This window comes from Variovorax sp. LjRoot84, assembly GCF_964254305.1.
GTDB lineage: Bacteria > Pseudomonadota > Gammaproteobacteria > Burkholderiales > Burkholderiaceae_C > Variovorax.
On record NZ_CAXUTE020000001.1, the window covers coordinates 5,143,596 to 5,161,161 of the forward strand.

16 protein-coding genes are annotated in these 17,566 nt (G+C 67.7%); 13 read left to right on the top strand and 3 right to left on the bottom strand.

The genetic code is table 11. The features are described 5' to 3' along the window. Positions 1-196 precede the first annotated feature (196 nt). From ACSQ9I_RS25440 to mdoH, 6 genes are all read left to right on the top strand, one after another. Positions 197-667, top strand: a complete 471-nt coding sequence (locus ACSQ9I_RS25440) for a hypothetical protein (protein WP_093104079.1) — start codon at positions 197-199, stop codon at positions 665-667. 101 nt (positions 668-768) lie between these two features. After that, entirely contained in the window at positions 769-2,139 is a 1,371-nt protein-coding gene (gene miaB / locus ACSQ9I_RS25445; RefSeq protein ID WP_436314920.1) for a tRNA (N6-isopentenyl adenosine(37)-C2)-methylthiotransferase MiaB, read from the top strand. Continuing rightward, the gene (locus ACSQ9I_RS25450; protein ID WP_436293603.1) at positions 2,139-3,566 is read left to right on the top strand and encodes a sensor histidine kinase; all 1,428 of its coding nucleotides are present in this window, start codon (positions 2,139-2,141) and stop codon (positions 3,564-3,566) included. The genes miaB and ACSQ9I_RS25450 overlap by 1 nt, the downstream gene beginning before the upstream one ends. A gap of 70 nt (positions 3,567-3,636) precedes the next feature. Next, a complete protein-coding gene (locus ACSQ9I_RS25455; protein WP_436314922.1) occupies positions 3,637-4,254 on the top strand; it encodes a hypothetical protein in 618 nt (205 codons plus the stop codon). Beyond that, complete coding sequence (locus ACSQ9I_RS25460; protein WP_436314923.1) at positions 4,251-5,657, top strand: sigma 54-interacting transcriptional regulator; 1,407 nt, start codon at positions 4,251-4,253, stop codon at positions 5,655-5,657. The genes ACSQ9I_RS25455 and ACSQ9I_RS25460 overlap by 4 nt, the downstream gene beginning before the upstream one ends. Positions 5,658-6,049: 392 nt before the next feature. Further along, positions 6,050-8,050 carry a glucans biosynthesis glucosyltransferase MdoH gene (mdoH, locus tag ACSQ9I_RS25465; protein WP_436314924.1) on the top strand — a complete coding sequence of 667 codons (2,001 nt, stop codon included), beginning with the start codon at positions 6,050-6,052 and terminating at the stop codon, positions 8,048-8,050. Positions 8,051-8,126: 76 nt separating this feature from the next. Here the strand turns inward: mdoH and ACSQ9I_RS25470 are convergent, their stop codons facing one another. Next, positions 8,127-8,345 (bottom strand): transposase, encoded by a 219-nt coding sequence (locus tag ACSQ9I_RS25470; protein WP_436315825.1) that lies wholly within the window; start codon positions 8,343-8,345, stop codon positions 8,127-8,129. Then, positions 8,299-8,742, bottom strand: coding sequence for a hypothetical protein (locus ACSQ9I_RS25475; RefSeq protein WP_436314926.1), 444 nt, complete (start codon positions 8,740-8,742; stop codon positions 8,299-8,301). The genes ACSQ9I_RS25470 and ACSQ9I_RS25475 overlap by 47 nt, the downstream gene beginning before the upstream one ends. A gap of 248 nt (positions 8,743-8,990) precedes the next feature. On the opposite strand from ACSQ9I_RS25475, the gene ACSQ9I_RS25480 reads away from it, so the two are divergent. Both ACSQ9I_RS25480 and ACSQ9I_RS25485 read left to right on the top strand, forming a co-directional pair. Then, complete coding sequence (locus tag ACSQ9I_RS25480) at positions 8,991-9,323, top strand: helix-turn-helix domain-containing protein (RefSeq protein WP_436314927.1); 333 nt, start codon at positions 8,991-8,993, stop codon at positions 9,321-9,323. A 9-nt stretch (positions 9,324-9,332) separates the two neighbouring features. Beyond that, positions 9,333-10,607, top strand: coding sequence for a type II toxin-antitoxin system HipA family toxin (locus ACSQ9I_RS25485; protein ID WP_436314928.1), 1,275 nt, complete (start codon positions 9,333-9,335; stop codon positions 10,605-10,607). Positions 10,608-10,964: 357 nt separating this feature from the next. Here the strand turns inward: ACSQ9I_RS25485 and ffh are convergent, their stop codons facing one another. Beyond that, positions 10,965-12,347 carry a signal recognition particle protein gene (gene ffh, locus ACSQ9I_RS25490; protein ID WP_436315826.1) on the bottom strand — a complete coding sequence of 461 codons (1,383 nt, stop codon included), beginning with the start codon at positions 12,345-12,347 and terminating at the stop codon, positions 10,965-10,967. An 80-nt stretch (positions 12,348-12,427) separates the two neighbouring features. On the opposite strand from ffh, the gene ACSQ9I_RS25495 reads away from it, so the two are divergent. Genes ACSQ9I_RS25495 through ampD form a run of 5 tightly spaced genes read left to right on the top strand, consistent with a single transcriptional unit; the run spans position 12,428 to position 17,288 of the window. Continuing rightward, entirely contained in the window at positions 12,428-13,237 is an 810-nt protein-coding gene (locus tag ACSQ9I_RS25495; protein WP_436293607.1) for a cytochrome C assembly family protein, read from the top strand. Next, positions 13,234-13,476: a PP0621 family protein gene (locus ACSQ9I_RS25500; protein ID WP_436293608.1), complete on the top strand. Its 243-nt coding sequence runs from the start codon at positions 13,234-13,236 to the stop codon at positions 13,474-13,476. Before ACSQ9I_RS25495 ends, ACSQ9I_RS25500 begins: the two co-directional genes overlap by 4 nt. A 12-nt stretch (positions 13,477-13,488) precedes the next feature. After that, positions 13,489-15,180, top strand: a complete 1,692-nt coding sequence (locus tag ACSQ9I_RS25505) for a two-component system sensor histidine kinase NtrB (RefSeq protein ID WP_436314929.1) — start codon at positions 13,489-13,491, stop codon at positions 15,178-15,180. A gap of 4 nt (positions 15,181-15,184) precedes the next feature. After that, entirely contained in the window at positions 15,185-16,705 is a 1,521-nt protein-coding gene (locus ACSQ9I_RS25510) for a sigma-54-dependent transcriptional regulator (RefSeq protein ID WP_436314930.1), read from the top strand. Beyond that, the gene (gene ampD, locus ACSQ9I_RS25515; protein WP_436314931.1) at positions 16,692-17,288 is read left to right on the top strand and encodes a 1,6-anhydro-N-acetylmuramyl-L-alanine amidase AmpD; all 597 of its coding nucleotides are present in this window, start codon (positions 16,692-16,694) and stop codon (positions 17,286-17,288) included. Before ACSQ9I_RS25510 ends, ampD begins: the two co-directional genes overlap by 14 nt. Positions 17,289-17,566: the final 278 nt, after the last annotated feature.

Below are 17,566 nucleotides of genomic sequence, written 5' to 3' on the forward strand. Positions count from 1 at the left end.
CGGATCGCAGGCGCAGTGGGTGCACTTTTACCTGACAGCAACCATTGGAGCAGGGGTGCACTGCAAGAGTCCATCACCCCCGTAAAGATAAGTAAAGCGACCATGAGGGACCGCACGCCATGGACGCGGCTCCGGCGTGGGCCGACAGGGAACGGGCCGCTAGAATCCCCGCTCCCACAGCCTCTGGATGAACACCATGAACCGCTGCATCACCCCCTGGAATGCTCTCATTTTAGTAGCGCTCGGCGCAGTAATGGCGCCCGCCTGGGCCCAGGACGCGCCCGTGCCGCAAACCCAGAACGAAGCCGCCGCAGGCGGCCGCAATTTCCCCGTCGGCACGCTGCGCGGCAAATTCATGGTGGTGAACCCGCCCGAGATCCAGCTCGACGGCCAGCCCGAGCGGCTCTCGCCGGGCGCGCGCATCCGCAGCGCCCAGCACATGCTGGTGATGCCGGCCTCCATCACCGGCCAGAACCTGCTGGTCAACTACACGCGCGATGCCGCCGGCCTGGTGCGAGAAGTCTGGATCCTCACGCCCGAGGAGGCGCAGGCCAAGCGCGAATCGGCAGAGAAGCCGCTTCTGAACTTCTGGCCCTTCGTGGCCGACACCGGCCCGCGCGACGACGGCAAGACGCCGTTCGACCAGCTGCCGCGCTACGGGCAGTAGAAAAGCGCCCGCCTTCGACGCCAGGGCCCGGCCGCCTTGCCGCCGGCCAGGCGCGCCATGACAAAAGAGCAAGGCCAACCGGACCTCACCGGGAGCACCCCATGACCCCCAAAGTTTTCATCAAGACCTTCGGCTGCCAGATGAACGAGTACGACTCGGACAAGATGGCCGACGTGCTGCACGCCGCCCAGGGCTACGAGCCGACCACCAACGTGGACGAGGCCGACCTGATCCTCTTCAACACCTGCTCGGTGCGCGAGAAGGCGCAGGAGAAGGTGTTCTCCGACCTGGGCCGCGTCAAGCATCTCAAGGCCCGCGGCGTGAAGATCGGCGTCGGCGGCTGCGTGGCGAGCCAGGAGGGCGCGGCCATCATCGCGCGTGCGCCCTACGTCGACGTGGTCTTCGGCCCGCAGACCCTGCACCGCCTGCCCGAGATGCTGAACCAGCGCGAGCGCGAAGGCCGGCCGCAGGTCGACATCAGCTTCCCCGAGATCGAGAAGTTCGACCACCTGCCGCCGGCGCGCGTCGAGGGCGTGACCGCCTTCGTCTCGATCATGGAAGGCTGCTCCAAGTACTGCAGCTACTGCGTGGTGCCCTACACGCGCGGCGAGGAAGTGAACCGCCCGCTCGACGACGTGCTGGTCGAGGTCGCGGGCCTGGCCGACCAGGGCGTGCGCGAAGTCACACTGCTGGGCCAGAACGTCAATGCCTACCGCGGCAGGATGGGCGACACGGCGGAGATCGCCGACTTCGCCCTGCTCATCGAATACATCGCCGAGATTCCCGGCATCGAGCGCATCCGCTACACCACCAGCCACCCGAACGAGTTCACGCCGCGGCTGATCGAGGCCTATGCCCGCGTGCCGCAGCTCGTGAGCCACCTGCACCTGCCGGTGCAGCACGGCAGCGACCGCATCCTGATGGCGATGAAGCGCGGCTACACGGCGATGGAATACAAGAGCACGGTGCGCAAGCTGCGCGCCATCCGCCCCGGCCTTTCGCTCAGCAGCGACTTCATCGTCGGCTTCCCGGGCGAGACCGATGCCGACTTCGACAAGATGATGAAGCTGATCGACGATCTCGAGTTCGACAACAGCTTCAGCTTCATCTTCAGCCCGCGCCCCGGCACGCCGGCGGCCGCCCTGCCCGACGACACGCCGCATGCGGTCAAGCTCGCGCGGCTGCAGCGGCTGCAGGCCGTGATCGACGGCAACGTCAAGCGCTTCGGCGAAAGCCGCGTCGGCACGCTGCAGCGCGTGCTGGTCGAAGGACCTTCGCGCAAGGATGCGCACGAGCTGATGGGCCGCACCGAGTGCAACCGGGTGGTCAATTTCGAAGGCGATGCGCGGCTGGTCGGCCGCATGATCGACGTGCGCATCACCCGCTCGCTGGCCTACACGCTGCGCGGCGAGGTCCCGCCCGCCGAATCGCCCCAGGCATCGGCGCGCGAAGCCGCGGTGCCGGCGGCCTGATGGCGAAACTGAAGTCGGCGCGCGGCTCGTTCCGGCAGCTGCTGCTGTTCGCGTTCCTGCTGATCACGGCGCTGCTCGTGGGCGTCGCGCTGCGTTCGGTGTTCCAGTACGACGCGCTGGTGACGCAGAGCCGCGACGCGGCCGCGCGCGCCCTCACGCTGTCGGGCGCGGCGCAGTCGCTGGCCGAGCGCAGCGCCGCGATGGAGCGCGCGGGGCGCCAGTCGCTGGTGCTCAACGATGCGGTGCTGCGCCGCCGTTTCGACGAGGCCGCGCGCGACGCCCGCCACGTGCTCGATCGCCTCGGCGTCAACGGCCTGCCGTCCGCCGGCCCCGACCAGTGGCGGGCCCAGATGAGCGTGATCGAGGGCCTGATGGGCGGCGCTCCCGAGACCGCGCTCGCGCGCGAGAGCTCGATGGCGATGCAATTCCGAGACCTCGACGCGCTGAACACCAACATCGCGCAGCAGGTCCAGTTCCTGATCGAGACGCAGAACAACGCGCTCGCGCAGCGCATCGAGAACGCGCGCCGGCGGCTGATGCGCGAGGTGCTGGCCGCCAGCGCGCTGGCGGTATCGCTCGCGCTCGCCTTCGGCATCTGGCTGGCGCGGCCCTTCAAGCGGTTGGAGCACGCCATCGTCGGGCTCGGGGAAAATCGGCTCGACGAGCCGATCGACATCCGCGGCCCGGCCGACGTGCGCCGCGTATCGCAGCAACTCGAATGGCTGCGGCTGCGGCTCACCGAGCTGGACGCCGACAAGGCACGCTTCCTGCGTCACGTGTCGCATGAACTCAAGACACCGCTGGCCGCGCTGCGCGAAGGCGTCTCGCTGCTGGAAGACGGCGTGACCGGCGCCTTGAACCCGGCGCAGCGCGAGGTCGCGCAGATCCTGCAGCAGAACACCATCGCGCTGCAGGGACAGATCGAGGCCTTGCTGCGCTTCAACGCGGCGGCCTTCGAGGCGCGCGAGCTGCGCCGCCAGCGCACGCCGCTGTTGCCGCTGATCGAGGAACAGATCGAGGCCCAGCGCCTGCAGTGGCAGGCCAACGGCCTCACGGTGCGGGCGGAAGGCGAGCCGATCGCAGTGGTGGTGGACCCGGTGAAGCTGGGCACCGCGCTGGCCAACCTGCTGTCGAACGCGATCCGTTTTTCGACTCGCGGAGGCACCATCGCGATCGCCGTCTCGAGCACGGCCGACACCGCACGCATCGACATCGAGGACGCCGGCCCCGGCATCGCCGAGGGCGATCGCGACCGCATCTTCGAACCTTTCTTCCGCGGCGAGCGGCAACCCCAGCATTCGGTCAAGGGCACCGGGATCGGGCTGTCGATCGTGCAGGAGTACATTGCGGCTCATGGCGGCCGCATCACGCTGCTGCCGGAGGGGCCCGGCGCACGCTTCCGCATCGAACTGCCGCGCTCCGCCTGAACTCTGCCGCTCCACGCGCTACTTCCGACCCATGCTTTTTTCTCCGATCGTCCGCAGATCCGCTTTCGTCATGACGCTCGTCGTGCCGATGCTGCTCGCCGCGTGCAGCGCACCTCCCAAGCCGCCGGCCGAAGCCGTCGCCGTGGTGCCCGCGCCGCCGCCGCCCCCGCCCGTCATGCCGGTCGAAGCCGAGCCGATGGCTCCGGCCACGCAGCCGGCCCTGGTGTTCACGCAGCTCACGCAGGGCCCGGTGGCCGCCCTGCTCGCCTACGCCGACAGGGTGCGGCCGCTCGGCGGCAACGAACTCGCGGCCGAACTCGCGCGCCTCGGCGAGCCCGGCGACGTCCCCCTGACGCAGATGCAGGTCGCGCTGGTTCTGGCGCAGACCCGCGTTCCGGCCGACCTCGTACGCGCCATCGGCCTGATGCAGCGCGTGGCCGCCAACCCCTCGGCCGATGCCCAGCCCTTGCAGCCGCTGGCCCGCGCGCTCGCTGCCCGCTACCAGGAGCAGCGCCGCGTCGAGGACGACCGCGAACGGCAGGCCCAACAGCTGCGCGACAGCCAGCGGCGCATCGACCAGTTGAACGACCGCATCGAGGCGCTGCGCGCGATCGAGCGCAGCTTTTCGCGGCCCAACAGCCCGCCACCGGCGGCCCCGGTGCCGAGCACGCCCAAGCCCGCACCATGAGCAACAGCAGCAGCGGCGCCCGCCTCCTCGTCGTCGACGACGACGCGGACATGCTGCGGCTGCTGTCGATGCGGCTCACCGGGGCCGGCTACCAGGTCACGGCCGTGACCTCGGCGGAATCGGCGCTGACGCAGCTCGAGATCGAGCATCCGCAGCTGGTCCTGAGCGACGTGCGGCTGCCGGGCCGCGACGGCCTGGCGCTGTTCGACGAGATCCGCAAGCGCCATCCGACGCTGCCGGTGATCCTGTTGACCGCGCACGGCACCATTCCCGACGCGGTCGAGGCCACGGCGCGCGGCGTCTTCACCTACCTGACCAAGCCCTACGACGCGCGCGAGCTGCTCGACAAGATCGCCCAGGCGCTGGCGCTCGGCGCGCCGTCGACCGGCAGCGGCAAGGGCGGCGACGAAAGCTGGCGCTCGGAGATCGTGAGCCGGAGCAACCGCATGTCCGAGCTGCTGGCCGAGGCCCGCATGGTGGCCAAGTCGGACGCCAGCGTGCTGCTGCGCGGCGACAGCGGCGCCGGCAAGGAGCTGCTGGCGCGTGCGATCCACCGCGCCAGTGCGCGCGCCGACAAGCCCTTCGTGGCGGTCAATTGCGGGGCCATCCCCGAGGCGCTGCTGGAGTCGGAGCTCTTCGGCCACATGAAGGGCGCTTTCACCGACGCGGTCGCCAACCACAAGGGCCTGTTCCAGCAGGCTGACGGCGGCACGTTGCTGCTCGACGAGATCGGCGACATGCCGCCGGCCCTGCAGGTCAAGCTGCTGCGGGTGCTGCAGGAGCGCGCGGTGCGGCCGGTGGGTGCAACCCAGTCGATCACGGTCGATGTGCGGATCATCTCCGCCACCCACCGCGATCTCGATGCGGCCATGGAAGCCGGGCAGTTCCGGGAAGATCTCTATTACCGGCTCAATGTCGTCACGCTGAACCTGCCGACGCTCGCGGCGCGGCGCGAAGACATTCCGCTTCTGGCCAACCATTTCCTCCAGCGGCTCTCGACCAAGTACGGCAAGCGCCTCTCCGGCTTCGCGCCCGAGGCGCTGAAGGCGCTGACCACCGCCTCGTGGCCGGGCAATGTGCGGCAGCTGTTCAACGTGGTCGAGCAGGTCTGCGCGCTTTCGAGCTCGCCGCTGATCCCGCTGGCGCTGGTGCAGCGCGCACTGCGCGTACCGAGCGTCGAGGTCCAGACCTACGCCGAAGCCAAGCAGCGTTTCGAGCGCGATTACCTGGTCGGCCTGCTCAAGCTGACCGACGGCAACGTGGCCGACGCGGCGCGCCTGGCCGACCGCAACCGCACCGAGTTCTACCGGCTGCTGCAGAAGCACGAACTCACGCCCGGCCACTTCAAGGCCGACGCGGCGTCGCCCGGCGGCGATCCTGTCGCCGACGAGCGACGCAGCTAAGTCGTTGATTCGATTGAACATCCTCAGCGCGACTCCAGAGCTTGTCGGGATTCGGCGACAAATTCGGGGGTTTTGGAGCCCTCGCGGGGTTCACGGTCAGTCGAAAGGCCACCGAAGCGATCTAAGCGCTTGATCTGAAAGCGTTTTTCCATGCTGGCACAGGGTTTGCCCCTGTAGAGGCATGACAGCACACAACAGCCCATCTTTCGCACTGCGTCCGCAGCGCGACGGCCTGCGTCAAAAGCAGTTTTCCCTCTCGCGGCCCCGTGCCGCGGGTCATTCGGCGGCCGCGCTGGCAAACGCCGGCGGTGCCGCACCGGACTGCGTGTTCAAGCGCTTTCCGGCAATCGGCGACACGCCATCCGTCCAGAAGCAACGGTGGTGAGTCGCATATGAAGCCCAACGATTTCTCCCAACTGAAAGTGCTGACGGCCGCGGATTTTTCGCACCGCAGCCCGATCCGCGAAGAGCGCCATCCCAATTCGGTGACGGCGCCCCCGATCAACCGCGGTTCGATGGCGCCCCGCCCCTGGCGCGGCTTCTGGAACAGCATCGGCACGGCCCTCTTGGTCAAGCTCGGCGCCGGCAGCGCAGCCCAGGCGGCGCGCGGCGCGGCGCCGGCCCGGGCGGCCAAGCAGCCCTGGCAGCGTGCCGCCACGCAGCGGCGCCTGGCCTTCATGGCGCTCACCGTCTTCAGCACGCTGATCGCCTCGACGCTGTTCGCCCGCGTGCAGCCCGACTACGACAACCTCTGGCTCGAGTACAGCCAGATCGCCCTCTACGGCCTGCTCTCGGGCTGGGTCGTGACCGGTTTCGTGACCGCGCTGATGGGCTTCTACGTCTCGGTGCGCGGCGACAAGCACGCGCTCTCGGCCAAGCAGGTGGCCGACCATCCGATGAATCCGGAAGCGCGCACGGCGATCATCATGCCGATCTGCAACGAGGACGTGGCCACGGTGTTCGCCGGCCTGCGCGCGACCTGCGAATCGGTGGCCGCGACCGGCCATGCGCGGCAGTTCGACGTGTTCGTGCTGTCCGACAGCTACACGCCCGAGGTTGCCGCCGCCGAACGCGCCGCCTGGGAAGAGCTGCGCGCCGCGCTGGCCGAGAGCCCGAACCAGCCGCAGGTCGAGGTCTACTACCGCCTGCGCAAGCGCCGCACCCATCGCAAGGCCGGCAACGTGGCCGACTTCTGCCGCCGCTGGGGCAAGGACTACCGCTACATGGTGGTCCTCGATGCCGACAGCGTGATGAGCGGCGACTGCCTGACCTCGATGGTCAAGCTGATGGAAGCCAACCCGACGGCCGGCATCATCCAGACCGCGACGCAGGCCATCGGCCACGTCACGCTGCATGCCCGCGCCCAGCAGTTCGCATCGCGCATGACGGGCCGCCTGTTCACGCTCGGCATGCAGTTCTGGCAGCTCGGCGAATCGCACTACTGGGGCCACAACGCGATCCTCCGCGTCGAACCCTTCATGGAACACTGCGCGCTGGCGCCGATCAAGGGCACCGGCGGCATGTCGGGCGGCATCATGTCGCACGACTTCGTCGAGGCCGCGCTGATGCGCCGCGCCGGCTACCACGTGTGGCTGGTGGCCGACCTGGTCGGCAGCTACGAGCAGCAGCCGCCGGACCTCCTGGCCGAACTGCAGCGCGACCGCCGCTGGTGCCAGGGCAACCTGCAGAACGCGCGCCTGATGGCCGAACCGGGCCTGCATTCCGTGCACCGCGCGATGTTCGTCACCGGCACCATGGCCTATGTCTCGGCGCCGCTGTGGCTCGCCTTCCTGACGCTGGGCACGGCCCTGTGGCTCACCGGCTCCAGCGTGGTCGCCCACTGGCTGGTGATGCCGATGGAACTGGCCGGCCTCTGGCTGTGGACGCTGTGCCTCTTGTTCCTGCCCCGCATCCTGGGCATCGCGGCCGTGCTGATGCGCGGCGAGCAGCGCCAGTACGGCGGCATCGGCAGCCTGCTCAAGAGCGCCGCGCTCGAAAGCGCGCTGGCCATCGTGCAAGCGCCGGTCCGCATGCTGGCCCACTCGCTGTTCGTGATCGTGGCGCTCACCGGCATCAAGCTGGACTGGAAGTCGCCTCCGCGCGAAGCGGCCGCTGTGCCGTGGCGCATCGCCGCCGCGCAGCTGGCGCCGATGACCCTGGTGATCGCGGCGCTGGCGGTCGGTATCGCGCTGATCGACGCCGGTGCGCTGGCCTGGCTGATGCCGGTCGGCCTGCCGCTGCTGCTGGCGATCCCGCTGACCGTGCTGACCAGCCAGATTGCACTGGGCAACTCGCTGCGCGATCGCGGCTTCCTGCTGATTCCCGAAGAGTCGCGCTCGCCGGCCGTGCTGCGCAGGGCGTGGATGCATGCAGTAAGACTGGCACGCATGTGACGCGCTGATCTCGCCATAAAAAAGCCCGCTGTCAGCGGGCTTTTTTTATTGCGGTCGGCATTCTCTAGCTGATGCACTAGATTGAGCGCGCCTCTCGGTGGAAACATCGGGACATAACCATGCGTCGCATTCTTGAAAAGTAGCTTTCAGCCTGGTTGTTGCTCACACCATCATCAGTCGAAAATTCCGTGCTGTGGTTGACGGTTCTGTGCTCGTACCTGGCCATGAATTCCGCGTATGCCGGATGCTCATCCGTATGGACTTGCGCATCCCGCACGATGTACTTCTTTGCCAGAGCGTTGGCAACCTTTGACGTCTCGCTTTTGGTGACTTCGACGACAGTACGGACCGCGCCGAAGCCACGCGTGTGCCACTTCCCGGATGACCATCACGATTCGACGATTCGGATGCGTGGGATTGGCGGAAACATCGATGCGATCGCGCGCCTGAGTCTTCGTCGCTGGCTTCTTGACCCGCGGCTTTCGGACTCTGCCTGAGACGTGCGCGCCATCCATGTGAACGATGCCGTCCAACTGCGTGTCTGGCGTTGCGTCCACGATGCTCTCGCGGATCTTGTGCAAGAGGACAAACGCCGTCTGATAGGTCACCCCGAGCTGACGAGAGAGGGCGCAGGCGCTGATGCCCTTGACGTTTGCAGCAAAGATGAGGATCGCCCGCAGGATGGTGCGCAATGGCAACTTGTGGTCGGCAAACTTGGTGCCTGACGTTACCGAAAAGAACCGGCTCGGAGAGCATTTATCTGACGCCGTGCCGACGCTGATCGAGCGCGCACAACGCCGGGCTGCGTCCGCCGCCGGATGAGTATTCCTGGCCATATGTGGCCCGCAAGTTCGTATATCGAGCCACATTTGGCCCGGCGACTTGACGAGCATTCGAGCTGCGACTAATATGACCCATTATTTCATTTAATGGGTCATATATGGCTCGTGAGTCGAGCAAACAACTCCCACGCGAAGTGCTTAAGCACCTTGAAGAGCTTGGGCAGCACGTGCGCACCGCGCGCGTCCGCCGCCGCATGAGCACAGAGGACCTGGCGCAGGCCTGCGACATCGGCCGGCGCTCCTTGTACCGCCTCGAAAACGGCGAGCCCGGCATCGCCTTGGGTACGTTCATGAGCGTGCTCTGGAAGCTCGGGCTACTGGACACCATTCGCGGCGTCGCCAATCCGGACACCGACGAGCACGGAAAGATTCTCGAAGCAGCCTCCCGGCCGCAGCGCGTGCGCGCCCCGGCCTCCGACAACGACTTCTAAAAGCGCTCCATGGCCGACAAAGAAAACCTCTGCTACGTTTACACCCAGCTGTCAGGCACATTCGAATGGGTGCCTTGCGCCTCGCTGAAGGTCAAGGAGGTGGGTGCGGGTGCATTCCAGGGCACCTTCACCTACGGCAAGCGCTACCTTGAGCGGCAAAACGTCGTCGAACTCGACCCGTACCGTCTCAAGCTCACCGACAAGCCGATGCAAATCACCAAGCTCAAGGGTATCCCGGGCGCCTTGCGAGACGCCAGTCCGGACGCATGGGGCCGCCGAGTCATCCAAGCTCGCCTCGAGCGCGAAGAGGCGGAAATATCCGAAATGGAGTACTTGCTCACCGGCCCTGACGACGGGGCAGGCAACTTGCGTTTCGGCCTGTCGGTACACCCCCCGGGCCCGGCCAAGCCATTCAACCGCACACACCAGCTAGAAGCCCTGTCCGAGGTGGCTGAGCAGCTCGAGGAGACAGGCAAGCTGCCTTACGAGGTGCTGGAGAGCCTGGAACCTGGTACCAGCATGGGTGGCGCGCGCCCCAAGGTCACGGTCGAAGACGACCATCACATCTACTTGGCCAAGCTTCCCGAGAGGCAGGATAAGCACAACATGCAACGCATCGAGTACGCGACGCTCGAACTCGCCCGCGCGGCTGGCCTGAACGTCTGCGGCACACGGATGGAGTCGGTCGGCAAGGCGGAAGCGCTGATGCTGCTGCGCTTCGACCGGGAATGGAACCCAGATGCCAACTCCTATGCGCGGCATGGCCTGGTGTCGGGGCTCACCGTTCTGGACGCCGAGGACGGCTACACCGGCCGCGACCGTTGGTCGTACATGCTGCTCGCCGACGAAATCCTCCGCTGGTCCGTCAAGCCCGATGCTGACAGGCTGGAGCTGTTCCGCCGCATGGTCTTCAACGCGATGGTCACCAACAACGACGACCACCCGCGCAACCACGCCATGCTCCGCACCACAGGCGGCTGGCGCCTGTCCCCGGCCTACGACATCGTGCCGGTTCCGCTAATTTCCCTGGAGCGGCGAGACCTGGCGCTCGAGGCAGGGCGCTATGGCCGCGTGGCTAGCGTGTACAACCTGCTGTCGGACTGCGGAAGCTTTGGCCTCAATCTCGAAGAGGCTCAGCGGGTCATCGACAAGATGGTGGAGGTGGTCGAAGGCTGGCGCGAGTTGTTCCTGAAGCACAAAGTAGAGGAGCGCTCCATCGAGCACATTTCCGGCGCCATCCTGCCGGCATGCTTCTTCCGCAAGGAGCCGATCGCGGCTCCCTGACGAGCATCAGTCGGTAGGTGGCTTTGCCGGGCAGGTCGCCACGGTAACGGTAGCCAAGCACCGGGCCGGGCACCAACATCACAGCCGACCAGCTCTCCGCCCGGCGCAGCACCTCGCAGGCCCGAGCGACGCTCAGGGGCTTTTTTACGTCTACGAGTCATGAGGCAGCAAGCGGCCGAGGCCGTGTGGCCATCAGCGGACGATCGCGGGCAGTGGTGCCCCAATCCGAGCCCTAGTCCATCGTTGCTGCGAGCCGCCTTCGGCGTCCGCTGAACTCAAACGTTGGAGCGCCCCCCAACCATGAAGTTCGCGTTCCGAATGCCCCGCTTTCCCGTGATCCTTGACACAGGATTGCGGTCAGAAGCGCGGCATCCCGCCTCCGCCCATTCCGGGCATCCCCTTCATGCCGCCCATACGCTTCATCATCTTCATGAGGCCGCCGCCCTTCATCTTCTTCATCATCCCTTGCATCTGCTCGAACTCGTTGAGCAGCCGGTTCACTTCCTGAACCTGCACACCAGCGCCGGCCGCGATGCGGCGCTTGCGCGTGGCCTTGAGCAGCTCGGGTTTGCGCCGTTCCAGCGGCGTCATGCTGTTGATGATCCCTTCCTTGCGCCGGATGTCGCGCTCGGCGCGCGTCATGTCGGCCTCGGTGGCCTTGGCCGCCATCTGCGCGGGCAGCTTGTCCATGATGCTGGAGAGGCCACCCATCTGCTTCATCTGCTGCAGCTGGCCGAGGAAGTCGTTGAGGTCGAAGCCGGCGCCGCTCTTGACCTTGGCCGCCAGCTTCTGCGCGGCCGCGACGTCAACGCCGGCCGTAACCTGCTCGACCAGCGCGACGATGTCGCCCATGCCAAGGATGCGTCCGGCATGGCGCTCGGCATCGAACACCTCCAGCCCGTCGATCTTCTCGCTGACACCGGCGAACTTGATCGGCACGCCCGTCACCTGCCGCACCGACAGCGCCGCGCCGCCGCGCGAATCGCCGTCGGTCTTGGTCAGGATGATGCCGGTCAGCGGCAGCGCTTCCTTGAAGGCCTTGGCCGTATTGATCGCATCCTGGCCTTGCATCGCATCGACCACGAACAGGGTTTCGACCGGGTTCAGTGCGGTGTGCAGCTGCTGGATCTCGGTCATCAGCACCTCGTCGATCGCGAGACGGCCGGCCGTGTCGACCAGCAGCACGTCGAAGAAATGGCGCTTGGCATGGTCGAGCGCGGCGCGTGCGATGTCGAGCGGCTTCTGTTCGGGCGTGCTCGGGAACCATTCGGCCCCGGCCTGCTTCGTGACCGTCTTGAGCTGCTCGATGGCCGCCGGACGATAGACGTCGCCCGACACGGTCAGCACCTTCTTCTTGCGCTTTTCGATCAGGTGCTTGGCCAGTTTGGCGGTGGTGGTGGTCTTGCCGGCGCCCTGCAGGCCAGCCATCAGGATCACGGCCGGCGGCTGGGCCACCAGGTTGATGTCGGCCACGCCTTCGCCCATGGTCGCGGCGAGTTCGCGGTTGACGATGCCGATCAGCGCCTGGCCGGGTTTCAGCGAGCCGAGCACCTCCTGGCCAAGCGCTTTTTCTTTCACGCGGGCGACGAAATCGCGCACCACGGGCAGGGCGACGTCGGCTTCGAGCAAGGCCATGCGCACTTCACGCAGCATGTCCTGCACATTGCTTTCGGTAATGCGGGCCTGGCCGCTGACCTGCTTGACGAGGCGGGAGAATTTTTCGGTGAGGGCGGTGGCCATGGTGCTTCCCGCTCGGCGGGACCGGTATATAGACGGGAGCGAGAGGCGTCTCGCCAAGGCGAGACGCTAAACTCCGACCGATGATTTTAGCGATCCCCTCCCCACTCGGCGTGGCGCTGGGCATCGCCACCGCCGCCGCCTATGGCACGACCGCCGCTGCCTCTTCCTGGCTGGGCCGCCCCTCCATGCAATGGCTGCTCGGGCTGGCCTGGCTGCTGCACGCCTGCGCACTGGGCGTCGGGCTGGTCGGCGGCGATCCGCGCTTCGGCTTCGCGCCGGCGCTGTCGGTCACGGCCTGGCTGGTGCTGACGGTCTACGCGATCGAAAGCCGCATGTACCCGCAGCTCAAGGTGCGGCGCGTGCTTGCGGCGCTGGGCGCGGCGGCGGTGCTGCTCGCCGTGCTGTTCCCCGGCACGCCGCTGCATGTGTCGGCCTCGCCCTGGCTGCCGCTGCACCTGGCGCTCGGCATCGCCTCGTACGGCCTGTTCGCCGCGGCGGTGGTGCATGCCTGGCTCATGACCCGTGCCGAAAAGCAGATCCGGCTCGCGGCCGAGCCGCAGGGCGGTGTGCCGCTGCTGACGATGGAGCGCCTCACCTTCCGCTTCGTCACCGCCGGCTTCGTGCTGCTGTCGGCCACGCTGCTCGCCGGCCTGCTGTTCAGCGAGACGCTGTACGGCGCCAGTGCGCGGGCCTGGAAATGGGACCACAAGACCGTGTTCTCGGTGCTGGCCTGGCTCAGTTTCGCGGTGCTGCTGATCGGGCGCGCTCGCTTCGGCTGGCGCGGCCGCACGGCCCGGCGCGTGCTCTACGCGGGCTCCGCCCTGCTGCTGCTGGCCTACGTCGGATCGCGCTTCGTGCTCGAAGTGGTGCTGGCGCGCGCGACACCATGAAATACCTGCTCGTCCTCGCCGTGGTCTTCGTGGCGATCTGGCTCTGGCGCAAGAATCGGCGCGACGAGATGCGCTCGCGCCCGCCGCCGCCGCCGCCCGCCACGCCGGCCGTCGGGGCGCCGCAGGCCATGGTGCGCTGCGCCCATTGCGGGCTGCATCTGCCGGCAGCGGATGCCATCAGCGGACCCGACGGCGCGGTGTATTGCAGCGCTGCGCACCGCCAGGCGGCTGCGCACTGAGGCGCGTTGCCGATGAGCACTTTCCTCTGGTCGCGTGGCGAGCCGGCGACGGACTGGAGCCTGCTCGATCAGTTCGGCCGCGAAAGCTCGGCGCTGCTGCGCCTGTGGCGCGGCTTCATGACCGCGCGCTGCTTCGTCGCCGTCGTGCTGCTGCTGTTGCAGGCGGTGACCTTCGCGCTCGGTCAGCCGCTGGAGCCGGCGGCGATCGCGCTGTCCGTCGGCTACCTGGGGGCGGCCTTGCTGGCGGCACGCTATGCGCTCTTCCAGCTGCCGGTGCGCGGCTTCGGCGCCGCCTGGCTTTCGACCATCGGCATCGACCTGATCACCTTCACCGCGCTGCAACTGCTGCAGATCGGCAGCATCAACTACACGCCGCTCTTTGCCTTGCCGGTGCTGATGGGCGCGGTGCTGGGCTCGGGCATGGTGGGCCTGGGCACCACCGCGGCCGTCACGCTGCTGCTGCTGGTGCATGCGGGCTGGTACTGGCTGCAGCAGCCGAGCGACGCATCGCCGCGTTTCGTGCAGGCGGCGCTGACCGGCACCGGCCTGTTCGTGGTGGCGCTGCTCGCGCACGAGCTGGCGCGGCGGCTCACGCGCGAAGAAGCGCTGGCGCAGCGCAATCGAAGCACCGCCCAGATGCACGCGCTGGTGAACGACCTCGTGATCGAGACCCTCAGCGAAGGCGTGCTCGTGATCGACGAGCGAGGGCAGGTGCATGCCGCCAACCCCGCCGCCAACGCGATTCTCGGGCAAGGGCTGGCAGAACTCGCACTGCCCTTCGCGCTGAGCACCTATCCGGCCTGGGCCGCCCTGGCCGCGATTGCGCGCCAGACCTTCGCGCGGCGCACGCCGCAATCGAAGGAAATTCCGGTCGCGCAGGCGCAGGGCGCGCCGCGCGAGGTACGGGTCCGCACGCGGCTCACGCCGGGCACCGACCGCCACACCGAGAGCCTGTGCGTGATGTTCCTGCAGGACCTGCGCGAGCTCCAGGCGCGCATCCGCACCGAGAAGCTGGCGGCCATGGGCCGCATGTCGGCGGCCGTCGCGCACGAGATCCGCAACCCGCTGGCCGCCATCACCCAGGCCAGCGCGCTGCTGGGCGAGGACCTGGTCGACCCGGCGCACCGCCAATTGACGACGATGGTGCAGCAGAACGCACAGCGGCTCTCGCGCATCGTCGACGAAGTGCTCGATGTCGCGCGGGCCCGCCAGCAGCGGGTGCTGCCGCTGGGCGAACAGCTGGCCCTCGATTCGACCGTGCGCACGCTCGCCGAGGAGTGGGTGCGGCACTCGCAGCGCCAGGGCGTGCTGCTGGTTCTCGAAGCGGCCGGCAGCGTGGTGCGCTTCGACATCGAACATCTGCGGCGCATCCTCGTGAACCTGCTCGACAACGCCGCGCGCTATGCCGGCGATCGCGAAGGCTCGATCCAGGTAACGACGCGCCAGAACGCGGCCGGCCGCGCCAGCCTGCAGGTGTGGAGCGACGGCGCACCGCTCGAACCTGCGGTGCAGCGCCATCTGTTCGAACCCTTCTTCTCCTCCGAAAGCCGCTCCAGCGGCCTCGGCCTCTTCCTCTGCCGCGAGCTGTGCGAGCGGCACGGCGCGACGATCGGCTACGAGCGCCGCGCCCTTTACGCAGCGGGGCCGGAAGGCAACGAATTCTTCGTCTCCTTCGCTGCGGGCGAGACCCGGCTGACACAATAGCGCCGTGAGCACCCCCACCTCCTCAGCACCTCGGCCCCCTGCCCAGATCCTGGTCGTCGACGACGAGCCCGACCTGCGCACGCTCTATGAACTCACGCTGCTGCGCGAGGGCTACCGGGTCGAGGCGGCCGGCAGCGTGTCGGAAGCCCGCGAGCACCTGGACGCGGGCCGCTTCGATGCCGTGATCACCGACATGCGCCTGCCCGACGGGCTCGGCATGGAGATCCTGCAGCGCATCCAGCAGGACCAGCGCAGCGAGCGCTGCGTGGTGATGACGGCCTACGGCTCGGCCGAGAACGCGGTCGAGGCCCTCAAGGCCGGCGCCTTCGACTACCTCACCAAGCCGGTGGACCTCAAGCAGTTCCGCGCCGTCGTCGCCTCTGCCGTGCAGGCCCAGGCTGCGCCTGCACGGCCCATGCGCCAGGCCGACGAGGGCAGCAGCAAGGTCGCGGCGACGACCAGCAACGCCGGCTTGGCTGCGCTCGAACGGCTGGTTGGCGCGTCCGAGCCGATGCGCCTCGTCAAGTCCCGCATCGCCAAGGTGGCGCGCGGCATGGCGCCGGTGCTGGTGCGCGGCGAGTCCGGCACCGGCAAGGAACTGGTGGCACGCGCGGTGCATGCCTGCAGCCAGCGCAGCGAGGGGCCCTTCGTCGCCGTCAATTGCGGCGCGATTCCCGAGAATCTGCTCGAGGCCGAATTCTTCGGTGCGAGAAAAGGCTCCTACACCGGCTCCTTGCAGGACCGCGACGGCTACTTCCAGGCCGCCCGCGGCGGCACGCTGTTCCTCGACGAGATCGGCGACCTGCCGCTTCCGATGCAATCCAAGTTGCTGCGCGCGATCCAGGAGCGCAGCGTGCGCCCGATCGGTTCGACCCAGGAAGATGCGGTCGACGTGCGCATCGTGAGCGCGACCCACAAGGATCTGCAGGCCGAGGTGCAAGCCGGCCGCTTCCGCCAGGACCTGTTCTATCGCCTCAACGTGATCGAGATCGCGGTGCCGGCCTTGCGCGAGCGGCGCGAAGACCTGCCCGCACTCTGCGAGGCCCTGCTCGCACGCATCGCGCGCGATGCCGGCATGCCGGTGCCTGTTCTTTCGCCCGAGGTGCTGCAGCGCCTCGCGGAGCATCCGCTGCACGGCAACGTGCGTGAGCTCGAAAACCTTTTGCATCGCGCCGTGGCCTTGAGCGATGGCGACGTGCTCCATCTCGATTTCGTGGGCAGCGCCAGCATGACACTGCCTGTGGCCCCGGCGCCGGCAACTCCGGGACAGCAGCCCGCAGCCAGCACGACAGCAGCGCCCTCCGAAGCAAAGCCGGCACCCGCGGTACCGAGCGACCTGCAGAGTTATCTCGACCAGCAGGAGCGCGAGATCCTCGTGCGTGCGCTGCAGGAGAGCGGCTTCAACCGGACCGCTGCCGCGGCGCGGCTCGGCCTGAGCCTCAGGCAGATTCGCTACCGGATCGCGCGCCTGGGCATCGCGACCCCCAGCGGCGACGAGGCGAGTGGCAACGGTGCCGACGACTGAAGACAACGCAGGCCTCTGGCAGGCCGGCTGGTACCGCTTCGCCCGGCAACTGCGCTCGCCGAATTTCGGGCCGCGCCCCGAGGGCGCGCAGATCGATCTGATCGTGCTGCATTCGATCAGCCTGCCGCCGGGACGCTATGGCGGCGACGAGGTCCAGCAGCTTTTCACGAACCAGCTGGACTGGGATGCGCATCCCTACTTCCAGACCATCCGCGGCATCGAGGTCTCGACCCATTTCTATGTGCGCCGCAGCGGCGAGCTGTGGCAGTTCGTGAGTTGCGACGACCGCGCCTGGCATGCCGGTCCTTCATCGTGGCGCGGCCGCGCCAACTGCAACGACGACTCGATCGGCATCGAGCTCGAAGGCCTGGAGGGCGAAGGCTTCGAGCCCGCCCAGTACGAGACCCTCGCGAGCCTTTGCCCGGCGCTCGCGCAGCGCCATGCGATCGCGTTCATCGCGGGCCATGAACATATTGCGCCGGGCCGCAAGGCGGACCCAGGCAGCGGCTTCGACTGGCGCCTGCTGCAGGAGCAACTGGGCTGGGACCGCGCGATGTTCCCCGACGACGTCGCGGTGCGCTGAAATTTTTCAATCGCGATGCATCCCGCGATGCGCAGCGGATGCAGCGCAACAACGCCGATCGCGCAACCCCGGCGGCGCAGCAACCATGCGCCTTTCAGGCCCAAAAACGCCTGCAGGGCCCATGGACAGCGGCAGGCGCTAAGGTGGGTCAGCAACGGCGCGGCATAGCTCTTCATCTGAGAGCTCTTCGCTGTGAACTTGTTCCTTGAACCATTGGGAAAACACTACATCTAGTGGGTTGTAGACCCGCGAGACCCTAGATATAGTGTGCCCTGCCC